Here is a 20,256-nt window from a genome sequence, read left to right as displayed (position 1 = left end):
CAAGGAGAGTAGGCCGCTATGCCCGTGAATTTTGATCTCAACGATCTTTATGCCTTCCGCGCGCTGGTGGAGTACGGCAATTTTCGGCTGGCCGCAGAGTCCATCTGCCTGTCGCAGTCGGCGCTGAGCCGCAGGATTGAGAAGCTGGAAAACGCGCTGGGCAGCAAACTGTTCGATCGCACCACCCGGCGCGTGACTTTGACGCTGTACGGGCAGGCTTTTGCCGAGCGTTCGGATCAGCTGCTGATGAATGTCGAAGCGGTGTTGGCCGATATCGATAAGGTCAGCCAGGAGCGTACCGGGCTGGTCACCGTCGCCACGGTGCCGTCGGCGGCCTACTATTTCATGCCCGACGTGATACGCCGCTTCCGGCTTCGCTATCCGCGCGTGCGCGTTAAGCTGATCGACGGCAGCGCCGGCAATGTCATCGAGGCGGTCACCGGCGGCCAGGCCGATTTCGGCATCTGCTTTGCCGGGCGCCTGCAGCCTAATCTTGAATTTGTGCCGTTGGTGGGGGACGTTTACGTGGCCGCCTGCCGGCGCGACCATCCGCTCGCCGGTAAAAAGAGCCTCACCTGGCGGGAGTTTTATCAGCAGGATTACGTGTCGCTGGATAAAACCTCCGGCAATCGCAATCTGCTCGATCAGCGCCTGGAACACATCGTGCCGGAGCGCCCCAGCGTGTGCGAAACTCGCCATGTGACGACCATGCTGGGCATGGTTGAGGCGGGCATCGGCATTGCCGCCGTGCCCGCCATGTCGATGCCCGCTTCAGAGCACTCGGTGTTGACGTCGGTGCCGCTGGTTGATCCGGTAGTGAAACGCACCGTAGGCCTCATCAGACGCGGCGGCCGCATGCAGTCTTTCGTCGCCGCCGAGCTGGAAAAGCTGATTACTGAACAGTATCACTCTGCCTGACCGGCTGCGGCGTCGGCACGGTTCGCATGCCGGTCGCGCGAATGGTCGGCTGCGCCTGAGAGGAGGCGAGGAAGTCCAGCAGCGCTTTGCCTTCGCGGCGGTGTTCCGCCTTGGCGGTTACCGCGCCCGCGAAGCGGGTGATGTACTGCACGTTTTCCGGCAGCTCGCCGATAAAGGTCACGCCCGCCACGGGCAGCAATTCGCTGACCTGCTGGAAGCCCAGCGCGTATTTCCCCTGTGCCACTTCAGAGGCCACCGGAATGCGCTCAACCTTATGCGCTTTCCCTTTCACCTGTTCCTCGATGCCCAGCTTTTTGAACAGTTGGCCGCTGACATAGCGGCCGCTGGCGCTGTCGGAATAGGCGAAAGAGTTCGCCTGCAGCAAGACATTGCGCAGGTCGGCATCCGTTTTTATCACCGGCTTGGACGCGCCCTGTTTGACCACCATGCCGATCGGCGAATCGGCCAGCTCCACGCGCGAACCCGGCTGGGTCCAGCGCTCTTTTTCCAGTTGGGTGAGCGCGTCGCCCACCATGATCAGCACATCGGCTTGCTCTCCGCGCGCCAGCCGCGCGGGGATCGCCTGCGGCGTTTTCCCCATGGAAGGGCCGGACACCAGAATGATTTTGTCGCCGCTTTGAGCTTCATATTCCGGGGCCAGTTTCTCCAGCGCGGCTTTGAAGCCGCCGGAGATCATCACGGTCAGGTCTTTGGCCAGCGCCGCCGTACTGAAGGATGCGCACACGAGCAGGGTGATGATCGAACGAGTGAGTTTCTGCATGACATGATTCCTTATGGCGATGGCGCGTTAGCGTGCGGTTTGCAGCGGCATGGCGATGCGGCGATACAGATACAGCGTCGCCAGCAAGGCGCACAGCGCGGCGAAGCTCATCCAGTAGCCCGGTGAAGCCTTATCGCCGGTGTATTCGATCAACGCGGTGGAGATCACCGGCGTAAAGCCGCCGAATACCGCCGTCGCCAGGCTGTAGGCCAGCGAGAACCCGGCCACCCGCACTTCCGTTGGCATGATCTCGGTTAAGGCCGGGATCATCGCGCCGTTGTAGAGGCCATAAATGAAGGACAGCCACAGCAGCACGGCCAGCATCATGCTGAAGCTGGGGGCGGCGGCGAGCAGGCTGAGCGCCGGGTAGGCGGTGGCCAGCGTCAGCAGCGCCATGGCGATCAGCACCGGTTTGCGGCCGAAGCGATCCGACAGCGCACCGCCGATGGGCAGCCAGATGAAGTTGGAAATCGCGACCAGTAAAGTGACCAGCAAGCTGTCGGAGGCGCTGAGCAGCAGCACCTTTTTGCCGAAGGTTGGCGCATACACGGTGATCAGGTAAAACGCGGTGGTGGTCATGGCGACCATCAGCATGCCGGCGATCACCACCGGCCAGTTTTTCAGCAGGGTTTTAAACACGTCGCGCATCGCCAGGTGGTGGCGGCGGGCGGTAAATTCCTGTGTTTCTTCCAGCTTGCGGCGCAGGAGGAAGATGAAGGGAACGATCAGGCAGCCGAACAGGAAAGGCAGGCGCCATCCCCACTCGCGAATAGCGCTTTCTTCCAGCGCCGCGTTGAGCGCGAAGCCCATGGCCGCCGCCACCATGATAGCCACCTGCTGGCTGCCGGACTGCCAGCTGGTGTAGAAGCCTTTACGGCCCGGCGTGGCGATTTCAGCCAGATAGACGGACACGCCGCCCAGCTCCGCGCCCGCCGAGAAGCCTTGCAACAGACGCCCGCACAGCACCAGCAGCGGCGCCCAAAGCCCGATGCTTTGGTAAGAGGGGATCAGCACGATCAGGAAGGTGCCCGCGGCCATGATCGACAGGGTCACGATCAACCCTTTGCGGCGGCCGACTTTATCGATGTAAGCGCCCAGCACGATGGCGCCAATGGGACGCATCAGAAAACCTGCGCCGAATACCGCGAAGGTCATCATCAGCGAGGCAAATTCGCTGCTGGCCGGGAAAAAGGTATGTGCGATGTAGGTAGCGTAAAAGCCGAACAGGAAAAAATCGAACTGCTCTAAAAAGTTGCCGGAGGTGACGCGCAGTATCGCGCCGGTTCTGGCCCAGGTGGTCATGGGTGAGGTAGAGGAATGCATCTTTATCTCCAGTTTGTTATTGGCGCTTGACGCCACGCCTGTTGCTGAAGACTCGCTCAGGAAAATAAAGTAAATAAGCGCAATAAACGCATGGCGCGATGCGTTTGGCGCATCAATCGGCGTTAACAATACTGCCTAACCCGATGTAACGTGGCGTTAACAAGTTTGTTGCTCATCGCCCGCTGCGCAGAACGCCGAAAACGTTATGCGCTTTTTGTGACAGGGTTCATAAAGGGGCGGCGGGGAAAGAAGGCAGTGACCAGGCAGTAACGGTTTCTGGGCCAGAGGGTTGTGCCGGCTGGGTACGGCGATACTTACCCGCTCACATGATCCTGCTCTGGCTTCAACCTAACCGCGGGATCGCCCAATACGACATAATTACGAATATCATCGCGCGCGATTTGCAATGCCAGCAATTCAGCGGCGGGGACGGTTTGTCCATTCAGTTTGTTATTCAGTTTTTCCAACAGCCTGGTGCTTAGCACCCCCCACTGCCCGTTGAACGCGTCGGTGGCCATACCGACGCGTTGGCCGGCAAGCAAGCGATGGATGACGTCTCGAAATCGTTGGGGCTGCGCCATACCGATTTCAGAAAGGAAGCTGGATGCCCACACCCGATCAATATGCCCCAGAGAAGCCAGAACGCCCCCCTGAGGAAGCGTCATGAGTTTTTGCGGCAGGCGGGCCGTCATCGCATGCGGCGCAATGCGAACGCGATCCGCGTCAGAGAGAAAGTTATCGAACGCCGGTGTACCGGCGCCATAGCAGGCAAAAAACAAATGGATCATGCCATGAACGTTGGCATGCTCTGGAATATCTTGTGCGGCAAACCAGTGTTCATGGGTGATATCGCCATAAGCGGGCCAATCCTGACACACCAATGCCCCTTGATGTTCTGCCAGTCGAGGGTCGCTGGCCTGAAAGGCCATGCCGTGCGTGCCCGTGATCAGCAGCGAAGGCGGGTTATGTGGGGCGCTGAGCAGGTGGCTCAGGCAGGCTTTGGTCGCTTGCTCGCTTAATGAACTGTTTAACGCAAAGCGATATTTTTCCCCCAACGGCCCGAGTGAACCTGTGCCAGTGCCAAAGGGGGTGGCGACATGCTTGATGAACAACTGGGTGGCGCGATCGAAATCATGGCGGGTCGCGAACAGTTCGATACGCCGAGCTGTTTTGCGAGTGGCATCTGTTTCATGGGCCACGACGCTGTCTGCATAGGCGGTAAATTCTTCAAGCGTGGGGAAATCCAATCGCCCAACCCCGGCGACGAGATCCAGCGCATATTGAAATTCAAACGGAATGGCCTCTGGCGAACCGATCAGGACAAGATAATAAGGCATGCCGAGATCGGGGTTAATCATGTCTAATGAGGAACCATGGCGATTAAGCCAGCCGCTGGCGCTTTCACCCTGTCGGTAACCGTCCGGACCGGCGAAGATGCGGAGTGTGCCGCCGGCCTGCCGCCGTCGCAATTCAATCAGGGGGGCCAGCGCGGCCAAATGAGGTGTAGAGTCCCTATTCGCGGCGAAGATGAGCCCCCAGCCACTTTCGGACAGTTGGTCGGCATCGAAACCGAATTGCAACCCCAAATGCGCTCTGTTGGGAAATGCCGCGCCGACGGTTTGTCCGAGCAGTGATTCAGCTGCAGACTGATGCTGCTCGTGCTGGCCCATGCCCCCGGTTTCCAATGGCAACCCCGTATCAGCGTGGATGCCGAAAGCCAGTAGCGGCATCTGTTCTTCGTCAATCATGATGCGTCCGCCGTTTTGAGCGCCGCTTGCCAGAGCAGATGAGCCACTTCGGGGCCGGCAATATCGCTGTGCGAGCCGGAGATGCCGTCGCCATGGCAAATAAAATTGCTGCTGTTCACGTTATAAATGTGAGCCGGAACGAAGGCATAGGCGCCGGCACCTGACAAGAGGGTAATATTGTGAACGGTGGGTATGCCACAAATGCCCAACGCGCCAATTGCGGCATAGAGCGGGGGAAACATATAGGCGACCTGGCCTGCCACCCCTGCAGCCCAGGGATAAAGTTTGCCGACGGCCATGTCGCTGTCAGAGCGCGTAGCCACTAAAGGACCGCTGATTTTCTTTTCCACCAGGATGTTATTGAAGAATCCGGCCGTTTCATGTGATGTAGGGAGTGATGAGGTAAAGGACCAGATCGACATGGCGCCTTGGACCAATACGCAAGAGTTTATCGGGAATGGCAACGGCGCAGCGCCTGCGGGGCCCGCAATGGCCGCGCTGGCGACAATGCAACCGAAACTGTGTCCCATCAGGTGGATGCGTACGGCGGGTGAGGCTTGCTGCATAGCGCGCAGCAGAGGATGCAGCCCTCTTTCGCCGACGTCTTTGGCTCTTTTCTTCATCGTCCAAAAGGTTAATTGCCGCAGAGGCGCCAGTAACGGGTTGTCGCCGACATCATTACCGAAGGCCACATTATTGACGGCTTCAGCCACGGTTTGATCGGGATCGAAAGGCAGACGATCGGCGGAGCCTTCACCCGGTGCGCCGTTGGCACCCAAATCCAGTGCGGCATTGAGCTCTAAATAGGCCGCACGCAATGTGTCGGATAATGTCATTGACGCGGAGTCTGTGCGTATTTCATCAAAGATTTTATACAACGCTGCCCGGACTTCCGGTGTGCCGCCGAGCTCCTCGGTATGGCTGTCGACCCTCTTGCTCAATGTCTGCCCGTTAGCGGGGGAGAAACTGATGTCTGAGGCCTCTTTTTCATCCCCCCATGCCAGGCTGGGCCAGTGAAAACCAATGTGCATTTCTTGAAACGAGGGGATTTGTTGCTGCATATGCCGGCGATCTTCATCCAGCGAGGCAAAAGCGCCGATCCAACTGTCAAATTGAGCGAAGGCTTTGGCCTTATCCTGATGCCAGCCGTGGCAGCGAATGAACACGTCGGTAATGTCGTTCTCCACCAGGGATGACAGCATCAACTCGCTCAGTTTGCCGTTAGGCGCATCGGGATCGTTATCTTGCTCCGCGCCGTTTTTATCAGTGACAATCATGAAATAGCGGGTGTCCGTTGTCGGGATCGTGCGGTATGGCATACAACCTCCTAAAAAGTCATTTCGGTTGATTGTCGGGGCAGGGGGCGTTAATGGACGCGTAGTGGAAGTATTTGTTGATTTCTTCACGATCGAAGTTCTGGCGATTGGCCAATTTGCAGGCCTGTTTTACCCAACTTTCCATGCGCAGATCCCAAATGGCTGTCCCGACGCTTGATGAAGAAACCAGCCATTTTCCGTCTTGGGAAATGGCGAGGGCAGTGAGTGGCGTAATGTGGAAATCTTGAACGATGCGCATGGCTGAACCTGCGAAGATCAAGGACAACTGCCCCTTGTTGTCCGCCATGGCGACGATGTCGTTACCACTGGCAGCCAAGAGATGGGGGATAAAAAACGAATCGTTTTTCTTCTGTGTGAACGACCAGTCCTCCCCACTCATTGTTGTGGAATATATCTTGCCTGAAAAGTTGCTCAGCAGCAGGGTGCTGCCTGAAGCGTCGAACGCCAGAGTTTCGATCGGTCCGAGAGTATCGGAAAGCGCGTTTTGAGCCAGAATGGTACGACTGGGGACGAACTCAAGCGTATCACGCGACTTCGGGTTGAATACCCATGAGACGATTTTATTCTTGTCACTTACGGTGATGATCTCTTCACTGTCGGGTCTGAACCAAGGCAAGGGAAAAGCGATGCCGCTCGGGGTTTTAATTTCTTGGCACGTGAATCCATAGGCGGCTGATGCGGTGAGGCGATACAGTTTGTTGGCGGGCTTTCGTCCGTTCTTGCCGACGAGGGTGATCGCCAGCAGGGAGCCTGCGTCATTAACGCGAATGGCGACGATGCGGCGGCCTGGCGGTTGCCGCAGGCACGCCAGCGGCTCGCCATTGGAGGGTGAGGTCAATATATTGCGAAACACCGTAACGCCTTGTTGTTGTGCGGCAAAGAGCGTCACGGTGGAGGGTGACCAGGCGAGAGCGACGACGTCCGATACCGGCAACTGCCGAAGGCGCGTTGGTTGGCCGGTATTGGCGTCCAACCGATATTGCGTCAGCCCCGTAGCCTGCACGGTGAATATTTGACGGTTTTCTGTACCGTCGACAAACAGTGCAGGCGCGCGGGAGCTCAGCAAAAATTGCCCGAACGGATGCCTGTCAACGCGCAAATTGACTCTGAGTATGTCGCCGGCTTCACTGGTGACATAGGCGTTTTGCTCATCAGGCTCGGTCGCGACGCTGACCAACTGCCGCGGAAATTGCAAAAGGGTGCGGTTGGCGGGAGCGGCGGCATTATTGTTCGAAAATGGCCACAATTTGAGGCTTCCATCCCAGCTTAACGACAAGAGGTCTCCATTTTGCAGATACTTGAGTTGTGCGACGGTTTGCTGATGCGCGTTGATAATTGTAGGCGAGTAAGAGAACGACGATTTTTGCAAGGGGGCGTCGGCTCGCGGCGAAACATCCTTTTCGACGTTATTCTTGGTCGGAGAAAGGTGTGAAGTGTCCCAGATATAAATGTAGCCATCCCTGCTGCCGGCTGCGATAAATCGTCCATCGGGGCTGATGTCGATACTGTAAAAAGTTTTGCTGTACTCGGTCTCTGGCTCGATGGCCGCCAATGGGACGGACTGTTGCGGTTTACCTTGACTAAACGTCTGCCATTTGACTGTCATGCTGGTGGCGATGGCGACCTTATCGAGAGCGTTCTTGGGGGTTGTGGCGGCGATCGCCATTACGGCGTTGGTTTTCTTCTTGGTGGGTTGTGACAATAATTCAAACTTGGCCTCGGATATTTTCCAGGTGGCCAGCGTACCGTCTTGATATCCGGCAAAAAGCCAGTTGTCGGTGGCTGTGATGGTGCGTACCTTGCTGCTTACAGGTTTCCCCTTGTCACTCACGGGTTGATTCAGCGGAGCTCCCACGGTTTTTTTTGTTGTCAGATCCCAGATGCGGATCGTTCCGTTGATATCACCGATCGCCAAGAGTTGGGGCGTAACGAATGCTAATGCCGCAATGCCTTTGGGATGCGCTTGCTGTATCTCTCTGAGGGGGATTAGTTCGCTATTTTCTCCACAGCTCTTTATCGAGTAACGGCCACTGCCGATCTTGGCGCTAACGCATTCGTTCTCGCGGATTCGCACTACGGTGGTTTTGCCATCGCCGAGTGTATCAATGCGCTCAAGTTGCCTATAGCGGCCGAGATAGTCGCCGAGAAACGTTTGAAACTTGAACGTTGGCAGATTGCCTGAGTTGGCTGGTAACCGTAACTGCGCGCCGGCCGCGGTGGCTAAGGCTTCCAAACTTGGAATGGGGTGATCGTTGAGAATGGAAAGAATACCGGTTTGAATGGCGATATAATTCAACCCGAGCTTGGTTTTCTGTTGTTCAGCCTCGGTTTTCTGTTGTTCATCGGCGATTTTGTCAACAAAGAAACCAATAATTATCGCCAAAACGGCAATGACCAAACTTGAAGCGCAAAAAAGCTGCCGTTTCCTGCGGCGATACGACGCATACGCCGCGAGGAATCGCGCCTCGACTTTTGAATCAGGAGCATCGCTTTCCGCCAGCCTCATTTTTCGTTGGGTACGGTATGGCAGGGCGCGAAAGTAATCTGTTTTTTCGCCGTCCATATGCCATATATGTGCCTGTTTTTGCCATTCTTTCAGATTGTTGTTGCGCCACTCTTCTATGCTGCGGCGTACGGGACTGGCTAAACGATCGTGCGCCAATTCATACCACATGCCGTCTTCACGGCTTTGGCGACGGATGAGATGGTGCTCCTCGAGCTTTTGAATTTCCTGAAGTGATGGCCCGTCTGTGCTTTGCGGGCTGAAAATCACGGCGGAGCGGCGCCCACTTAACGTCAGCAGATACCGGTCTATCCAATCTCCCAGCGTTCTGCGGCGATGCGGGTCTTGCGCCGCCAGATTGAGCGTATTGGTGCAGTAATCCAGTAAGGCATTGTCCGGGTTATATCCCGTCACGTCGGCGACGCGAACCTCACAGACCTGCCGCTCGGTTTGGCTTAAGGTGTTCCACAGATCCGTGCAGACAACCTGCAGCTGTACCGGCTCCACGGTCTTACTCGGGCGTGCGCCTTCCGGCGCTTTAATCAATTCGCTGACCAGCACCTGCGCCGCATCTGTTCCGTCTTGCTCTGGAAAAGCGACGCCCATGGCTTCTGCCGGTCCCTTGATGGCGGCGACGGCTTGCTCAACCGACAACAGGTTTAAACGGTAGGTATTGTTAAGGCGGGTCGGAATGTCATCGCGGAAATCATCAAGCCAGGAGAAGTATTCTTCTCGCATGCTGATGATGAGCCAGATGGTTCTGTCATCGTTTGACAGCAGTTCTTTCAACTGTTGGAAAAAGGCTTTTTGTTTCTCAGAGGGGACATTACCGGTTAACACTTCCTCAAATTGATCGAGCACCAACAGCAGGCGCTTCGGCGGATCAGATTCAGGCAGAGGGATACGGTTGAAGTAGGTAAGGAGCGTATCATCGGGACGAAGAGGGCCAAAACTATCTTGGTCCAGGCGCTGCAAGAGGGAGTTGACCGGATCGGTATCATAAGCCTGTGCGATGCGCAGCACGGGTAAAACATGGAACAACGTTGTCAGTGTGGATAAAAGGCCGTTCTTGGCCATCAAAAGCGAGGTTTTACCCGCCCCGGAAGGGGAGTACAGCACGATTATCCGATCCGAGATTAAGCGCCATTGCAGCTGTTCAATGTCTGCGTCGCGGCCGAAGAGCGTTTGTTCGGCGCTAAAAGGGCTGGGGCCTACGTAAGGAACGTTCATGATTTCTTCCTGGTTCGGGCATTTAATTCCGCCATAAAGGTGGTAACGTCTCCCCAGTACAGACGCCATTGGGCCTTAGTCTGCAGGTATTTTTCGATATAGCGGCGTGCGCTGCCGGGATCAAGAATGCTGTTTGGATCAATTTGCACAGAGAAATGTTCGATATTTTTGCGCAGGTCATGGCCTTCCAACAGTAAAAGGCTGCGAAACAGTACCCGAAACTCCCAGGATTCAGCCTGCAGGCCGACAAACAGCAGCGCGCTGCTGTTCAGCCTGGCGCGCACGTAAAGGGGAATGGCGTCTTGGGCGGAAGAGACTTTGGTCAGGTAGTCAAAAAAGTCATCTTCGGTTAATACCAGCGATTCTGGCGTGGATAAATCCCCGAAGAGCTTGAGCACAATCGGATGGGTCTCGGTGCCTTTGTCCGCCAGGCCGACAGGGGCTCGGCTGACATAGTCGGTATCGCAAATTTCAGCGTGTATATTCCACCTCAGCAGGCGCACTGTCGGCGTCGTGTTCTGTTCTTTGAGGGCATCGACCAGTAGATCGCTGGGATCGGTGGTGATATAAACCGGGAGTTTATAGCCGGCCAAGATCCGCAACGGATCAAGAGGGGTGCGGGCGCGGATTTTTTGCCCCACCACTGAAACCAGCTCTCCTAGTGATGTGTAGATCTCCATTTGATCTAAACCTTTTAACCGGTCCGGCACATCGTCAGGATATTTCTCAAGAATTCGCTCATAGACGTACTTGTAAAATTCCTGACAGGGGTAGTCGTCTTGCCGCGTCACGGCAAGATATTGCGCAATCTGCGGCAGACCCGCCACGTCGTGCCCACCTAACGGGTAGTGGTAGATATCCCCCCATTCACTCGCCAGCTCTCGCCGCGAGCCGAACAGCGCTTCGTTCATGCTCGGGCCGAGGATTGGGGTGCTGTAGCGAGTGTCAATGTTATTGACGATCTGCGTCCAGGGATCCTTATTTTCGGCGGAAACACCGAATCCGGGTGGATACCAAATACGCGCATTATTCAACCGGGTAAAAACGACCGGGATCCACCAATCCGGTGAGTCCATGATTTTTGCCCGCGCACCGGCGGTCGCGCGATCGACTTCACCATGCTCCGCCAGCTGTCTGAAAAACTCCGGGATAAATTGCGTTGCCGCTGACATCGACAGTTTGCCCTGCATAGCAAGTACCGCCGGCACGCCCTCTTTGGCCAACATGGGGCCCAGGGCGACCAGCGCGTCGCGTGCGGGATTGCCGGCACCGGCGCTTTGGCAGGAGCATAGGACGACCAGGCTGGGAATTCTTTCCAGCGCGCCCAAACGCGCGGCGAAATCTTCGCCTGTGACGCTGGCGGCATTCCCGGCCTCATCCTCCAACCACAATACGGCACCTTGCTGCCCGACAATGCCGTGGCACATGAGATAGAGAATGTCGGCTCCCTCTTTTATGCCTTCGATAATCGCCTGCAGCGTCGCGCTTCCGCGCCGCGTGAGCGTGGCTAACGGAACATGACGCAGGGCATTTTCAGCGAGTTCCTGCTCATGAGGAACGTTGATGGACGGAAAGGTTTCCGACAGGTCCTGAGGATTGGCGATGGCCAATAGTGCCTTAATACCTTGTTTAGGGCGCAACATCGGCAGGCGGTAAGTTCGGGCCGCCAGATAGCGTGAAAAAACGCACTGATTGCTGCGTAAGAGATGCGTGGCTGGATCGGAGGGGTCAACCAGCGTTTCCCAAGGGAGGCTGTGCAATATAGATGCGTTTGAATCGATAAGTAGGCGTATTTTTAGCGGGCTTTGTTGATGGCCGGAAAATGCCCGGGCGGACGTGAATGCATCACGCAGCGCAGGTGGCATAAACAGTGAGTCCGATAATAATCGGCCCATTCTTTGCGGGTTGCCGGAATAAAATGTCGGGTCGTGGATATTTAATGCCAACGGGATGAAAGGGGTAATATTTTCGCTTTCGTCAAAGCGCTGTCGAAAACTGGCTTGAAATTCATCGAGTGAATTTCGTTGAAACACGATTTCAAGTTCCGCGTAGCCTTTCATGAACGCACCCCCGACAGTAGCGTTGTCGACAGCATTGACGACCAAAACGAGAGAGGGAGGCGGGAGTCTATCCAGCGTATTTCAGCACGTAGTTATTTAGATAACTGATTTTTTTATTTAATCTTTTGCTGAGATACAGGGTGTCCAGAGCGTCGCCGGCCAGTTCGTGACGGTATAATATACATCTAGCTTGAATAAGGATTTCTGTCCAATACGGCGCGGTGTTAATGAAGAGCGCTTCGCTAATGAAATAAAATAAGGACGGAAATTAATAGATAAATAACGATAGGATGAGTGACATCGTGTTATGCAAAGCAAAAATCCCGCTCGGGTTTCCCTGAGCGGGCTTCTCTAAATATGGCTCCTCTGACTGGACTCGAACCAGTGACATACGGATTAACAGTCCGCCGTTCTACCGACTGAACTACAGAGGAATCGTGTGAACGGGGCGAATAATAGCGGGGCGCCTGGGGTTTGTCAAAGCGCTAAACTGCAAAAAAAGTGCGTTTGCTGAGGGAATGAGCACCTTGCGCTGTTTTTCGGCATCTTTCGCCGGCAGGCGCTGATTTTTCCCGCCTGTCTCGTTGTCACATCGCTTGCACAAGCCCTTGCACGGCGATGGTGCAGGGCCACTCTCCCTCTCATGCTAGCCGTACGGCCCCGACCCCGTTATCCCCGCCACACGCCGCGCCGCCACTGATATGTAGGATGAATAAGCAAGCAATATGTATTCGTCGTCACAATGGCTGGATTTTTGCTTACCCATTTTTGGGGAATGCGACTGCGCTCTCAAGAAAATTATTTTCCCCGTCTACACATAAAGTGACTGATCCGCGCCCCCGGGCGTTTCGCTACAACAGTGCTGAGGAAGATAACAATGTCATCGAAATTGATAAAAAGTCCGCTCGCTGCTTTGCTCATCGGTTGTTTAGGTACGGCGTTTTCCGCGCAGGCCGATATCGTCATCGGCGTCGCCGGGCCGTTCTCCGGGCCGAACGCCACCTATGGCGATCAGTATTGGCGCGGGGCTTCGCAGGCGGCGGCGGACATCAACGCCGCCGGCGGCATCAAAGGGGAAAAAATCAAGCTGGTGCAGGGGGATGACGCCTGCGAACCGAAACAGGCGGTCGCGGTCGCCAACCGGCTGGTGGATCAGGACAAGGTCTCGGCGGTGGTCGGCCACTTCTGCTCCTCTTCCACCATGCCCGCCTCCGAGGTGTATGACGAGGCCGGCATCATCGCCATCACCCCCGGCTCCACCAACCCGCAAATCACCGAGCGTGGCATGAAGACCATGTTCCGCATGTGCGGGCGCGACGATCAGCAGGGCGCGATCGCCACCAACTACATGCTGGATACCCTGAAGGCCAAACGCATCGCGGTGATCCACGATAAAGACACCTACGGCCAGGGGCTGGCGGACGCCGCCAAGGCGGCGATGAACAAGCGCGGAGTCAAAGAAGTGCTGTATGAGGGGCTGTCGCGCGGCGAGAAAGACTTCAACGCGCTGGTGACCAAGATCGCCTCGGTCAAGCCGGACGTGGTCTACTTCGGCGGCTGCCATCCGGAAGCCGGGCCGCTGGTGCGCCAGATGCGCGAGCAGGGCGTGACCGCCAAGTTCTTCTCCGGCGACTGCGTGGTGACCGAAGAGCTGGTGACCGCCGCCGGCGGGCCGCAGTACACCAACGGCGTGCTGATGACCTTCGGCAACGATCCGCGCCTGATCCCGGAAGGCAAGGCGGTGATCGCCAAGTTCCGCGCCAGCGGCTTTGAACCGGAAGGGTACACCCTCTACTCCTACGCCTCGATCCAGGCGATCGCCGCCGCCTTCAACGCCACTGGCGGCAAAGACAGCACCAAGGCCGCCGAATGGCTGAAGTCGCACGACGTCGACACCGTGATGGGCAAGAAGGCCTGGGACCAGAAGGGCGACCTGAAGGTCTCGGACTACGTGGTCTACCAATGGGATGACAAGGGCAAATATCACCAGCTGTAAACGGCCGAACCTTGAAGTTGTAACCCTATGACCGACGGGCTCGCCGCTCAGGCGAGCCCGTTCCGCGATGACCTTTGGGCCGCGTCGGACTGCGTTGGCGGCCTTACCAGGCGAGACTGCTCATTATGGATGTATTCTTTCTGCAACAGCTGATCAACGGCCTGACCCTTGGCGCGGTGTATGGCCTGATCGCCATCGGCTACACCATGGTTTACGGCATCATCGGCATGATCAACTTCGCCCACGGCGAGGTGTACATGATCTCCGCCTACCTGTGCGCCATCGGCTTGGCGCTGCTGTCGTTCTTCGGGCTGCACTCGTTCCCGCTGCTGATCCTCGGCACGCTGGTGTTCACCATCGTCATCACCGGGGTGTACGGCTGGGTGATCGAGCGCATCGCCTACAAGCCGCTGCGCAACTCCACCCGCCTGGCGCCCTTGATCTCCGCCATCGGCATGTCGTTAATCCTGCAAAACTACGCGCAGATAAGCCAGGGGCCGCGCCAGCAGGGCATCCCGACGCTGCTGAGCGGCGTGTTCCGCCTGGAGTTCGACGGCGGCGTGGTGCAGATCACTTACACCAAGGTGTTTATTCTGGTGGCGTCGCTGCTCGGCATGGCGATCCTCACCTACATCATTCAGCGCACCCGGCTGGGACGCATCTGCCGCGCTACCCAGCAGGATCGCAAAATGGCTTCGATTCTCGGCATCAATACCGATCGGGTGATCTCGCTGGTGTTCGTGATCGGCGCCGCCATGGCCGGGCTGGCCGGGGTGCTGATCACCATGAACTACGGCACCTTCGATTTTTACGTCGGCTTTATCATCGGCATCAAGGCCTTCACCGCCGCGGTGCTGGGCGGCATCGGCTCGCTGCCAGGCGCCATGCTGGGCGGGCTGCTGCTCGGGGTGGCGGAGGCGCAGTTCGCCGGCATGGTGAACTCGGATTACAAGGACGTGTTCTCCTTCGGGTTGCTGGTGGCGATCCTGATCTTCCGTCCGCAGGGCCTGCTCGGCCGGCCGCTGATCGCCAAGGTTTAAGGAGAACGCCATGTCGCAATCCGTGATCAACGGCGGGCTGGACGTTAAACGCAGCCTGCTGGACGCCGTCTTGGCCGGGCTGATCGCCCTGATCGTGTTCGGGCCGATCGTCGGCATCGTGCTGAACGGCTACAGCTTCAACTTCGAGCCGCACCGGTTGGTGTGGATTATCATCGCGGTGATGGCCGGGCGGCTGTTGCTGAGCCTGTTCTTGCAAACCGCGCCGGGGCGCAGGGTGCTGGCGCGCTTCGACGGCGGCAACGACGGCGTTTACGTGCGGCCGCTGGGCTATAAATCCAACCTGCGCTGGATCCTGCCGCTGATGGCGGCGATCGCGCTGCTGTTCCCGTTCGTCGCCACCAAATACCTGCTGACGGTGGCGATCCTCGGCCTGATCTACGTGCTGCTCGGCCTGGGGCTGAATATCGTGGTCGGCCTGGCGGGGCTGCTCGATCTGGGGTACGTGGCGTTTTACGCCATCGGCGCCTACGGGCTGGCGCTGGGCTATCAGTACCTCGGGCTGGGATTTTGGGCGATGCTGCCGCTGGGGGCGCTGATGGCGGCGCTGGCCGGCGCGCTGCTGGGCTTTCCGGTGCTGCGCATGCACGGCGACTACCTGGCGATCGTCACGCTGGGGTTTGGGGAGATCATCCGGCTGGTGCTGAACAACTGGATGTCGCTCACCGGCGGGCCGAACGGCGTCTCGGTGCCGGCGCCGACGGTGTTCGGCCTGGAGTTCGGCCGCCGCGCCAAAGACGGCGGGGTGCCGATCCACGAGTTTCTCGGCATCGATTACAATCCCAACCTCAAGTTCATTTTCATCTATGCGGTGCTGTTTTTGGTGGTGCTGCTGGTGCTGTACATCAAGCACCGGCTGACGCGCATGCCGATCGGCCGCGCCTGGGAGGCGCTGCGCGAGGATGAGATCGCCTGCCGCTCTCTCGGGCTCAATCACGTGCTGGTGAAGCTGTCGGCGTTTATGCTGGGTGCCTCCACCGCCGGGCTGGCGGGGGTGTTTTTCGCCACCTATCAGGGCTTCGTCAACCCGACCTCGTTCACCTTCTTCGAATCGGCGCTGATCCTGGCGATCGTGGTGCTGGGCGGCATGGGCTCCACCCTCGGCGTGGTGCTGGCGGCCTTCGTGCTGACGGTGGCGCCGGAGCTGCTGCGCAGTTTCGCCGAATACCGGGTGCTGCTGTTCGGCGTGCTGATGGTGGCGATGATGATCTGGCGGCCGCGCGGGCTGGTGCGCATCAGCCGCGCCAGCTTCGCCGAACGCAAGGGGGTGGCGCCATGAGCGACGCCATTTTGCGGGTGGAGCACCTGATGATGCGCTTTGGCGGCATCAAGGCGCTGAACGACGTCAATCTGGAGGTGGAGCGCGGCTCCATCACCGCCCTGATTGGCCCCAACGGCGCCGGCAAGACCACGGTGTTCAACTGCCTGACCGGCTTTTACCGCGCCAGCGGCGGCGCGATCCTGCTCAATACCCACAAGCGGCCGACCGACGTGATCCAGGTGCTGGGGCAGAAGTTTCGCGCCGGCGATTGGATACGCCCGAAGCGGCTCGGCTCGCGCCTCTATTACAAGATGTTCGGCGGCACCCACCTGGTCAACCGCGCCGGGCTGGCGCGCACCTTCCAGAATATCCGCCTGTTCCGCGAAATGTCGGTGGTGGAGAACCTGCTGGTGGCGCAGCACATGCAGAGCAACCGCAACCTGATCGCCGGGGTGCTGAATACGCCGGGCTACCGCCGGGCGGAGAGCGCCGCGCTGGATCACGCCTTCTACTGGCTGGAGGTGGTGGATCTGGTGGACTGCGCCAACCGGCTGGCGGGGGAGATGTCCTACGGCCAGCAGCGGCGGCTGGAGATCGCGCGCGCCATGTGCACCGCGCCGGAGATGATCTGCCTCGACGAGCCGGCCGCCGGGCTGAACCCGGTGGAAACGGCCACGCTGAGCCGCATCATCCGTTTTCTGCGCCAGCATCACGGCATCACGGTGCTGCTGATCGAGCATGATATGGGCATGGTGATGGAGATCTCCGATCGGGTGATCGTGCTCGATCACGGCGACGTGATCGCCCGCGGCACGCCGCAGGAGATCCAGCACAATGAGGCGGTGATCGCCGCCTACCTGGGCGCGGACGAAGAGGAGCTGGCGGGATGAGCGAAGCGATGCTGGAATTTCGCGAAGTGGACGTGTTTTACGGGCCGATCCAGGCGCTGCGCCAGGTGTCGCTGCAGGTCAACGCCGGGGAGACGGTGGCGCTGATCGGCGCCAACGGCGCGGGCAAATCCACGCTGTTGATGTCGATCTTCGGCCAGCCGCGCATCGCCGGCGGGCAGATCCTGTTTGGCGGCGAGGACATCAGCCGCCGCTCCACACACTACGTGGCGGCCGGCGGCATCGCGCAGGCGCCGGAGGGGCGGCGCATCTTTCCGGACATGAGCGTGGAGGAGAACCTGCTGATGGGCACCATCACCGTCGGCAATCGCTATCTGGAAGAGGATTTGCCGCGCATGTTCGAGCTGTTTCCGCGCCTCAAGGAGCGGCGCAACCAGCGGGCGATGACCCTGTCCGGCGGCGAGCAGCAGATGCTGGCGATCGCCCGCGCGCTGATGAGCCGGCCGAAGCTGCTGCTGCTGGACGAGCCGAGCCTGGGGCTGGCGCCGATCGTGGTGCGGCAGATCTTCGGCGTGCTGCGCGAGCTGACCCGCAGCGGCATGACGCTGTTTCTGGTGGAGCAGAACGCCAACCATGCACTGAAGCTGTCCGATCGCGGCTATGTGATGGTCAACGGCCAGATCCGCCTCACCGGCAGCGGGCAAGAGCTGTTGAACGATCCGGAGGTAAGAAAGGCCTATCTGGGCGGCGGTTGAGCGCCGCCCCACGGGCAGGGAGGCCCGCGTTCATCCCTCGGCGGCGCTTCGTTCTTGCTCATCGTAGCGTGAGCGGGCCGCCCTGAAGGCGTCGGCGGAGGCGATAATCCACGACCAGAGCGGCAGCATGTTGAGCAGCATCTCTTTCCCCGCGTCGGTGATGGTGTAAACCACGCGGGGCAGCTTTTCCTGATAATCACAGCGCGATATCAGCCCGTCCCGTTCGAGGTGGCGCAGCGTCCGCGTCAGCATTCTCTGCGTCACGCCCGCTAATTGGCGGCCTATCTCGCCGTGGCGCAGCGGCCCGTGGGTGCCCAGGATATGCAATACCCCCAGCGACCAACGGTTGCCCGCATGCGCGAGGATCTCACGCTTCAACCCTTCATCGTCGTTGCTCAATTCTTCACAGAACGCCTGCGAAAATTGCAGCAGCGCTTCCCGATCGTTCGTCATATTCCTCTCCGGTATCACGCGTGTACCTAATTGAACCCGTTTTTGTCAGCTGTCAGGATGGCGCAGTGTCAAGACAGGAGGCAAGAATGAAATCCACAAATCCATCCATCAATAACGTGCTCATACTCGGCGCCGGTGAACTGGGGCTGCCGGTATTGCGCGCGATGAGCCGGCAGGCCCGGTTACACCACGCTTTAAATATCAGCGTGCTGCTGCGGCCGGAGGCCGCCCGCGCCGTCACCGGCCCGCATCGCGCGCGGCGGGAAGCGCTGGCGCGGCTCGGTATCGCCGTAGTGGAAGGCGATCTGCAGCAAAACAGCGTGGATGAGCTGAGCGCGCTGCTGCGCGGCTTTGACGCGGTGATTAACTGCAGCGGCTTTGTCGGCGGGGCGGGCACGCAGATAAAGATCACCCAGGCCATTTTGCAGGCGGGCGTGGCGCGTTACTTCCCGTGGCAGTTCGGCGTGGACTACGATGTTGTCGGCACAGGCAGCGGGCAACAGGTGTGGGATGAACAGCTCGAAGTGCGCCATCTGCTGCGTGCGCAGAAGGCGACGGAGTGGGTGATTGTTTCCACGGGCATTTTCACCAGCTACCTGTTTGACCCGGGTTTTGGCGTGGTGGACGCGCCCACCAAAACGGTGCGCGCGTTGGGCGACTGGCGTTACGCGGTGACGCTGACTACCCCCGAGGACATTGGCCGGCTGACGGCCGCGATTTTTTTCCATCGGCCCGCGTTTCGCAACCAGGTGGTCTATATCGCCGGGGACACGTTGACCTACCGCGAGCTTGCCGATGTCATGCAGGCGCACTGGGGTGTTGAGGTCAACAGAGTCCTGTTGAACAAAGAGCGGCTGCAGGAGGAGGTGCTGAACCATCCGCGTGACGTCGGCGCCAAATACCGGCTGGCTTTCGCCCGGCCCGACGGCGTGGCCTGGGATAAGGCGCAGACCTTCAATGCGCGCCAGGGCATAGCCACCACCACCGCCGAGCAGTGGCTGGCGCAGCAATGCCCGACCTCCCAGGACGGTTAGTCGCCTGAGCGCCGGACTCAGAACTGGCGCTGCATCCAGCGCACGTTCAGCCGCACCAGGGCGACGATGGCGCTGGAGAGCAGCCGCAGCCCGCCGGGCATGTCGCGGCGGCGGATATCCAGCAGCAGCACGGTGCGCACCTGCGCGCTGTCGTTCCACACCTCGTGTTCGAAGGTATCGTCCCACAGCATGAACTCCCCCTCGTGCAGCCGGTATTCGCGGCCGTCCACTTTCAGCACCGCCGCCGGCGCCCCGTCGGCGCGTTTGGGCATGTCCAGCACCAGATAGCCGCGCAGAATGCCGCGGAACGGCCCGCGGTGGGGCGGCACCTGTTTACCGGGCGCCAGGAAGGAGAGCGAGGCGGACAGCACGTCCGGCGACGAGGCGATCAGCGCCGCCAGCGTCGGGCAGCGCGCCAGGTTGCGGGCGATCGGCTGGCCGTAGGCCTTCATGATGAACATGCGCCAGTCGCGCGCGTCGTTGGCGGAGATCGATTCCTGCTGGATCATGATCTCGTGAAAACGGGGAATATTGTGCAGATCGTGGGCGACGGTCAGCGCCTCCTCGCGGATCTGCCGCCATTGGGCGGTGAAACGTTCGGCGTCGGGGAACAGCGCGGCGCTGTCGAGCACCGGCTTGCCCTGAATGCGGCGATCGTAAACATTGCGCAATGCGAGCACGGACCAATCATAAATCGCGGACATAATGACCTCGCCTCAGAAAACGCCAAATGGACACTGCGCGCGGTTCTTCGGCGCGGCGCGTCGTCTGCGGCGGCCGGAGGGGAAGAGCGGCAGGAAAAATTGGTACGCTTCAAGAGATTAGCACAGCATTTGTGCAACCGTGTGTCTGCGAATGTGTCGAAATGCGGCGAAAAAAACCACACAATTAAAGTGTGACGCGTATCGCATTTAGCGGGCCGGTTGGTTAAAATATCGCTACTTGCCCGCA

General features: G+C 58.9%; 15 protein-coding genes and 1 tRNA gene. 7 read left to right on the top strand and 9 right to left on the bottom strand.

The features are described from left to right. The first annotated feature begins 18 nt into the window (after nucleotides 1-18). Complete coding sequence (locus V8N38_RS16510) at nucleotides 19-918, top strand: LysR family transcriptional regulator (protein WP_087763180.1); 900 nt, start codon at nucleotides 19-21, stop codon at nucleotides 916-918. Here the strand turns inward: V8N38_RS16510 and V8N38_RS16505 are convergent. The 7 genes from V8N38_RS16505 to V8N38_RS16475 form a co-directional block, all read right to left on the bottom strand. Then, complete coding sequence (locus V8N38_RS16505) at nucleotides 893-1,699, bottom strand: substrate-binding domain-containing protein (protein WP_147840124.1); 807 nt, start codon at nucleotides 1,697-1,699, stop codon at nucleotides 893-895. The genes V8N38_RS16510 and V8N38_RS16505 overlap by 26 nt on opposite strands. Nucleotides 1,700-1,726: 27 nt before the next feature. Next, nucleotides 1,727-3,022, bottom strand: a complete 1,296-nt coding sequence (locus V8N38_RS16500) for an MFS transporter (RefSeq protein WP_147840125.1) — start codon at nucleotides 3,020-3,022, stop codon at nucleotides 1,727-1,729. A 314-nt stretch (nucleotides 3,023-3,336) separates the two neighbouring features. Next, entirely contained in the window at nucleotides 3,337-4,770 is a 1,434-nt protein-coding gene (locus V8N38_RS16495; RefSeq protein ID WP_072265421.1) for a C25 family cysteine peptidase, read from the bottom strand. After that, nucleotides 4,767-6,089, bottom strand: a complete 1,323-nt coding sequence (locus tag V8N38_RS16490) for a hypothetical protein (RefSeq protein WP_060420318.1) — start codon at nucleotides 6,087-6,089, stop codon at nucleotides 4,767-4,769. Before V8N38_RS16490 ends, V8N38_RS16495 begins: the two co-directional genes overlap by 4 nt. A 16-nt stretch (nucleotides 6,090-6,105) precedes the next feature. Then, nucleotides 6,106-9,840 carry an NACHT and WD repeat domain-containing protein gene (locus V8N38_RS16485; RefSeq protein ID WP_187181559.1) on the bottom strand — a complete coding sequence of 1,245 codons (3,735 nt, stop codon included), beginning with the start codon at nucleotides 9,838-9,840 and terminating at the stop codon, nucleotides 6,106-6,108. Then, on the bottom strand, nucleotides 9,837-11,900 hold the full coding sequence (locus V8N38_RS16480) for a CHAT domain-containing protein (protein WP_087763205.1): 2,064 nt from the start codon (nucleotides 11,898-11,900) through the stop codon (nucleotides 9,837-9,839). Before V8N38_RS16480 ends, V8N38_RS16485 begins: the two co-directional genes overlap by 4 nt. A gap of 358 nt (nucleotides 11,901-12,258) precedes the next feature. Beyond that, nucleotides 12,259-12,334, bottom strand: a tRNA-Asn gene (locus tag V8N38_RS16475). 443 nt (nucleotides 12,335-12,777) lie between these two features. Between V8N38_RS16475 and V8N38_RS16470 the strand changes: the two genes are divergently transcribed. The 5 genes from V8N38_RS16470 (at nucleotide 12,778) to V8N38_RS16450 (ending at nucleotide 17,818) form a co-directional block, all read left to right on the top strand. Continuing rightward, complete coding sequence (locus tag V8N38_RS16470; RefSeq protein ID WP_087763177.1) at nucleotides 12,778-13,896, top strand: branched-chain amino acid ABC transporter substrate-binding protein; 1,119 nt, start codon at nucleotides 12,778-12,780, stop codon at nucleotides 13,894-13,896. Nucleotides 13,897-14,021: 125 nt separating this feature from the next. Then, on the top strand, nucleotides 14,022-14,936 hold the full coding sequence (locus tag V8N38_RS16465; RefSeq protein ID WP_004928592.1) for an ABC transporter permease subunit: 915 nt from the start codon (nucleotides 14,022-14,024) through the stop codon (nucleotides 14,934-14,936). Nucleotides 14,937-14,946: 10 nt separating this feature from the next. After that, complete coding sequence (livM, locus tag V8N38_RS16460) at nucleotides 14,947-16,233, top strand: high-affinity branched-chain amino acid ABC transporter permease LivM (RefSeq protein ID WP_060420324.1); 1,287 nt, start codon at nucleotides 14,947-14,949, stop codon at nucleotides 16,231-16,233. Beyond that, nucleotides 16,230-17,105, top strand: a complete 876-nt coding sequence (locus V8N38_RS16455) for an ABC transporter ATP-binding protein (protein WP_033635209.1) — start codon at nucleotides 16,230-16,232, stop codon at nucleotides 17,103-17,105. Before livM ends, V8N38_RS16455 begins: the two co-directional genes overlap by 4 nt. Continuing rightward, nucleotides 17,102-17,818 (top strand): ABC transporter ATP-binding protein, encoded by a 717-nt coding sequence (locus tag V8N38_RS16450; RefSeq protein WP_041035896.1) that lies wholly within the window; start codon nucleotides 17,102-17,104, stop codon nucleotides 17,816-17,818. The genes V8N38_RS16455 and V8N38_RS16450 overlap by 4 nt, the downstream gene beginning before the upstream one ends. Nucleotides 17,819-17,848: 30 nt before the next feature. Here the strand turns inward: V8N38_RS16450 and V8N38_RS16445 are convergent, their stop codons facing one another. Then, a complete protein-coding gene (locus tag V8N38_RS16445; RefSeq protein WP_147840127.1) occupies nucleotides 17,849-18,271 on the bottom strand; it encodes a winged helix-turn-helix transcriptional regulator in 423 nt (140 codons plus the stop codon). Between the two features lie 86 nt (nucleotides 18,272-18,357). Here V8N38_RS16445 and V8N38_RS16440 point away from each other — a divergent pair, with 86 nt between their 5' ends. Further along, nucleotides 18,358-19,305 carry an aromatic alcohol reductase gene (locus V8N38_RS16440; RefSeq protein WP_147840128.1) on the top strand — a complete coding sequence of 316 codons (948 nt, stop codon included), beginning with the start codon at nucleotides 18,358-18,360 and terminating at the stop codon, nucleotides 19,303-19,305. Between the two features lie 17 nt (nucleotides 19,306-19,322). Here the strand turns inward: V8N38_RS16440 and V8N38_RS16435 are convergent, their stop codons facing one another. Beyond that, entirely contained in the window at nucleotides 19,323-20,009 is a 687-nt protein-coding gene (locus V8N38_RS16435) for an aspartyl/asparaginyl beta-hydroxylase domain-containing protein (protein ID WP_147840129.1), read from the bottom strand. Nucleotides 20,010-20,256: the final 247 nt, after the last annotated feature.

Origin of the sequence: Serratia nevei (assembly GCF_037948395.1) — a bacterium.
Taxonomy (GTDB): Bacteria; Pseudomonadota; Gammaproteobacteria; order Enterobacterales; family Enterobacteriaceae; genus Serratia; species Serratia nevei.
Note: the sequence above shows the minus strand (reverse complement) of the source record. Positions and strands in the feature narration are given on the sequence as shown.

Coding starts and splice junctions, on each gene's coding strand:
- V8N38_RS16450 (WP_041035896.1), top strand. CDS start 17,102: ATGAGCGAAGCGATGCTGGAATTTCGCGAAGTGGACGTGTTTTACGGG.
- V8N38_RS16465 (WP_004928592.1), top strand. CDS start 14,022: ATGGATGTATTCTTTCTGCAACAGCTGATCAACGGCCTGACCCTTGGC.
- V8N38_RS16435 (WP_147840129.1), bottom strand. CDS start 20,009: ATGTCCGCGATTTATGATTGGTCCGTGCTCGCATTGCGCAATGTTTAC.
- V8N38_RS16455 (WP_033635209.1), top strand. CDS start 16,230: ATGAGCGACGCCATTTTGCGGGTGGAGCACCTGATGATGCGCTTTGGC.
- V8N38_RS16445 (WP_147840127.1), bottom strand. CDS start 18,271: ATGACGAACGATCGGGAAGCGCTGCTGCAATTTTCGCAGGCGTTCTGT.
- V8N38_RS16490 (WP_060420318.1), bottom strand. CDS start 6,089: ATGCCATACCGCACGATCCCGACAACGGACACCCGCTATTTCATGATT.
- V8N38_RS16495 (WP_072265421.1), bottom strand. CDS start 4,770: ATGATTGACGAAGAACAGATGCCGCTACTGGCTTTCGGCATCCACGCT.
- V8N38_RS16500 (WP_147840125.1), bottom strand. CDS start 3,022: ATGCATTCCTCTACCTCACCCATGACCACCTGGGCCAGAACCGGCGCG.
- V8N38_RS16440 (WP_147840128.1), top strand. CDS start 18,358: ATGAAATCCACAAATCCATCCATCAATAACGTGCTCATACTCGGCGCC.
- V8N38_RS16480 (WP_087763205.1), bottom strand. CDS start 11,900: ATGAAAGGCTACGCGGAACTTGAAATCGTGTTTCAACGAAATTCACTC.
- V8N38_RS16485 (WP_187181559.1), bottom strand. CDS start 9,840: ATGAACGTTCCTTACGTAGGCCCCAGCCCTTTTAGCGCCGAACAAACG.
- V8N38_RS16505 (WP_147840124.1), bottom strand. CDS start 1,699: ATGCAGAAACTCACTCGTTCGATCATCACCCTGCTCGTGTGCGCATCC.
- livM (WP_060420324.1), top strand. CDS start 14,947: ATGTCGCAATCCGTGATCAACGGCGGGCTGGACGTTAAACGCAGCCTG.
- V8N38_RS16510 (WP_087763180.1), top strand. CDS start 19: ATGCCCGTGAATTTTGATCTCAACGATCTTTATGCCTTCCGCGCGCTG.
- V8N38_RS16470 (WP_087763177.1), top strand. CDS start 12,778: ATGTCATCGAAATTGATAAAAAGTCCGCTCGCTGCTTTGCTCATCGGT.